This window comes from Mycobacterium sp. (assembly GCF_025965855.1).
Lineage (GTDB): Bacteria > Actinomycetota > Actinomycetes > Mycobacteriales > Mycobacteriaceae > Mycobacterium.
This window is the reverse complement of record NZ_JAOPWB010000348.1, coordinates 1-3,332: the sequence shown is the minus strand read 5'-3', so window position 1 is coordinate 3,332 and position 3,332 is coordinate 1. Positions and strand designations below refer to the sequence as shown.

The 3,332-nt window shown below is 67.0% G+C and carries 4 protein-coding genes; 2 read left to right on the top strand and 2 right to left on the bottom strand.

The features are described 5' to 3' along the window. Positions 1-251: hypothetical protein (locus JWP83_RS29975; RefSeq protein WP_297738857.1), on the top strand; the 251-nt coding region annotated here is incomplete at its 5' end. A gap of 93 nt (positions 252-344) precedes the next feature. Here JWP83_RS29975 and JWP83_RS29970 read toward each other — a convergent pair. Then, positions 345-1,358: a TIGR03617 family F420-dependent LLM class oxidoreductase gene (locus JWP83_RS29970; RefSeq protein WP_297738855.1), complete on the bottom strand. Its 1,014-nt coding sequence runs from the start codon at positions 1,356-1,358 to the stop codon at positions 345-347. 21 nt (positions 1,359-1,379) lie between these two features. Then, positions 1,380-2,324 (bottom strand): GlxA family transcriptional regulator, encoded by a 945-nt coding sequence (locus JWP83_RS29965; protein WP_297738859.1) that lies wholly within the window; start codon positions 2,322-2,324, stop codon positions 1,380-1,382. Between the two features lie 136 nt (positions 2,325-2,460). Between JWP83_RS29965 and JWP83_RS29960 the strand changes: the two genes are divergently transcribed. Further along, positions 2,461-3,111 carry an HD domain-containing protein gene (locus tag JWP83_RS29960; RefSeq protein WP_297738853.1) on the top strand — a complete coding sequence of 217 codons (651 nt, stop codon included), beginning with the start codon at positions 2,461-2,463 and terminating at the stop codon, positions 3,109-3,111. Positions 3,112-3,332 lie beyond the last annotated feature (221 nt).

Here is a 3,332-nt window from a genome sequence, read left to right as displayed (position 1 = left end):
CGATCCCGCCCGCCAGCCCGGCCAGCCCACCGGCGCCCGCCGCGCCACCGGGACCGCCGCCGCCGACTGCGGTGCCGCCGTCTCCGGACGGCTCGACGACGCTGTCCCCGGCCAAGGCGGCCGCCCTGCAGGAGATCCAGACCGCGATCGGCGCGGCGAAAGACGCCCAAAAGAAGGGCGATTTCGCCGCCTACGGTGCGGCGCTGCAGCGGCTGGACGACGCGATCAACAAGTACAACGCCACCAAGTGAGTTCGCCTTAGTCGTTCGCGAGCGTGCGTGTCTGTACGCCGACACGCCGCAAACCGTGGCATTTTGCGCACGCTTGTCGAGGCTACGAGACCATCACCCCTGTAGCCGGCGGGCGACCTCGCCGTAGCGCTCGAACCGCTCGTCATCGCCCAGGGCGCTGTAGAGGGCGAGGCGCGTTGCGATCCCCGCGTACTTCCCGGTCAGCGCGTCGGCAAGCCCGTCCCAGGTCGACTCGGTGGCGAAGGCGGCGATGTGCTCGTCGGTGATCTGGGCCGCCATGCCGGCGACGTCCCCGGCCTTCTGCTTCTCACGAATCCGCGCCGTCGTCCCCTCGAACCCGGCCTCGTCCCAGATGAACGCGTAGTTGGGCGTGCTTCCGTAGAAGGCCATGCTGGCCCGCACCAGCTCCCGCTGGCTGTCGCGCTCTTCGTCGGTGTCGCCGACGATCGTCATCACCGGCACGATCACCGCGATATCCGACGGGGAGCGGTCCGCTTTCGCCGCCCCCTCGGCGATGTTGGGCAGTGCGTGACGGGCGAGATAGCCCGGCTCGCCGAGCGGATGGATGTGCACCCCGTCGGCCACTTCGCCCGCCATCCGCAGCATCCACGGATTCACTCCTGCCACATCGACTTTGGGGTCCGGCGCGTCGATGGGTCCCGGGCTCCACTGCGGGGTGATGAAGTCCAGATCGTAGAACTCGCCGTGATGGTCGAGCTTGCCGCTTCGGAACGCGGTGAAGCACGCCTTCACGGCGAGCACGTAGTCACGCAGCCGCGGACCCGGGCGCTCGAAGGCCATGCCGTATCTGCGCACGACGTGGGTCCGCACCTGGGTGCCGAGCCCGAGCCGGAACTTTCCGCCGGTGGCTTCCTGCAGCTCCCAGGCCGTGGCCGCCGTGACGAAGGGGCTGCGGGGGAACGCCACCGCGACCCCGGTGGACAGCTCCAGGCCGGGCGCGGCCTGCGACGCGACGGCGGCGTTGAGGTAGGGCGTGCGCCCGGTCTCGGTGAACAGCAGGCCGGAAAACCCGGCGGCCTGAGTTCGGCGGGCCAGGTCACCGGTCTGTTCCAACGGTTGCGGGACCGCCATCACGTCGATGTGCATGGCGGGACAGTATGCCGGAAATCAGCCGCGCGATGCCGTGCGGAATCTCTCCCTATAGGCCTTCGGCGAGACCCCGAGGTGGTCCACGAATACGCGCCGTAGGCTTTCCGTGCTACCGAACCCGGCCAGGCGTGCGGTGTCGGAGACGCTGCGGCCGGCGTCGAGCGCGGCGCGGGCGGCATCGATGCGCACCATTTCGACGTAGCGGGCAGGTGTCGTCCCAAGTTCGGACTGGAATAGCCGGGTCAGCTGCCGCGTACTCAACGAGGCCCGCGCGGCAAGGGTTTTCACGTTGTGGTTAGCCGCCGGATCGGCCGCGATTGCATCGGTGACCTTGCGCAGCGCAGACTGCGGCGGTGGATCGGCCTCGACCAGCACGGAGAATTGGGACTGGCCACCAGCGCGCTTGAGGTAGACGACCAACCACCGGGCCACGTCGCGAACCAGCTCGGTGCCGTGATCCATTTCGACGAGCGCCAGCGCTAGGTCGATGCCCGAGGAGACCCCGGCGGAGGTGAAGACGTCGCCGTCGCGGACGAAAATCGCGTCCGGCTCGACGGTGACCTCGGGAAAGGCGCGGGCGAACAACCTCGCGTCATGCCAGTGCGTGGTGGCCCGCCGGCCGTTGAGCAGGCCGGCCTGCGCCAGGATGAACGACCCCGTGCAAATCGAGGCCAGGCGCCGGGTCCGGCCCGCGACTGACCTGATCGCCTCGACGAGCTCGGGATCAATCGCTCGACGGGGCAGGTCGTCGCTGCCGGCGACCATGACGGTATCCGCGGACTCGATTGACGAAATGGCGTCCGTGACACCCAACCGGGTCCCGATCGAGGTTGTGACGTCGCGCCCATCGACCGAGGCGATCCTGAGCCGGTAATCGGCGCCGAAGCGGTTGGCTTCGGCGAACACCTCACCCGCTCCCGCGACGTCCAACATCGTCACTTCGTCGAAGACGACGATCACCATCACCCGCGACCGCGCACCGAGTTCAGTCACGGACTCATTGTGTCGGATTCTGTGGGAAAGACGGCTCGTTGGCCGTGGGTGAACGGAGCTTCGCCGCCGCACACTAGCTACTAGTCCCCAACCCAGGAGGTTGATCATGATCACTCAGCCGATCGAAAGTATCGCTGACATCGTCGTCCCGGACACCCCGCTTGCGCGCGCGATCACCGAGTTGATCCGCGACGCCGAAGACGACTTGCTCTTTGACCACTCCCGCCGCGTGTTCCTGTTCGGCGCGCTGCAGGGCCGTCGCCGGGGGCTGCAACCAGACCCCGAGTTGCTCTATGCCGGGGCGATGTTTCATGACCTGGGCCTCACCGAGCGGTACCGCACTTCCACCCTGCGCTTCGAGGTCGACAGCGCCAACGCGGCGCGCGATTTCCTTCTGCAACATGGCGTCGACAAGGCCGACGCCGACAAAGTGTGGCTGAGCATCGCGCTGCACACCACGCCCGGGATACCCGAGTTCCTCGAACCCGAAATCGCCTTGGTGACAGCAGGTGTCGAAACCGATGTCCTGGGCATTGGCCGCGACGACGTGTCTCCCGAAGCCCTTGCCGCGGTCACCGCCGTTCATCCACGACCGGATTTCAAGCGGCGCATCCTGTCCGCCTTCAACGACGGCATGAAGCACCGCCCACACAGCACCTTCGGCACCGTCAACGCCGATGTGCTGCAGCACTTCGACCCGACGTTCGTTCGCGACAACTTCGTCGACATCATCCTCAACAACACGTGGCCCGAATAGCGCCGGTGCGCGGAGCGATGTTGCGCATCCCACTCGATCTCGATCTTCCGCTGGTCTACATCACCGGCCGCAACGATCGCGCGACCTGACCGCGCGGGGCTGTCCGATTAACGGTGGATCCGACCTTGGCATTTGTTAGTTGCCGGTCGGGGTGATCCGGCCGTTGAAGGTGATTGCGAACGCGTTTAGTGCGGGCTTCCACCTCATTGCCCATCGTGCCC